Origin of the sequence: uncultured Oceanisphaera sp., assembly GCF_947495715.1 — a bacterium.
GTDB classification, from domain to species: Bacteria; Pseudomonadota; Gammaproteobacteria; order Enterobacterales; family Aeromonadaceae; genus Oceanimonas; species Oceanimonas sediminis.
The window spans coordinates 1-207 of record NZ_CANLZU010000081.1 but is presented as its reverse complement, the minus strand read 5'-3'; the positions used below and the strand labels follow the sequence as shown (position 1 = coordinate 207).

Sequence of the window (207 nt, the reverse complement as noted above, 5' to 3'; positions counted from 1 at the left end):
GGAGCGGGAAACGAGATTCGAACTCGCGACCCCAACCTTGGCAAGGTTGTGCTCTACCAGCTGAGCTATTCCCGCAGATACTGCTTATCGTATTTTAACTTTTCAAAACACCGGTCTGGTAACCCATGTCTTCAATTTGGAGCGGGAAACGAGATTCGAACTCGCGACCCCAACCTTGGCAAGGTTGTGCTCTACCAGCTGAGCTAT

General features: G+C 50.7%; 1 tRNA gene. It reads right to left on the bottom strand.

What is annotated here, in order from left to right:
* Nucleotides 1-2: 2 nt before the first annotated feature.
* Nucleotides 3-75: transfer RNA gene (locus Q0753_RS16665), tRNA-Gly, on the bottom strand.
* Nucleotides 76-207: the final 132 nt, after the last annotated feature.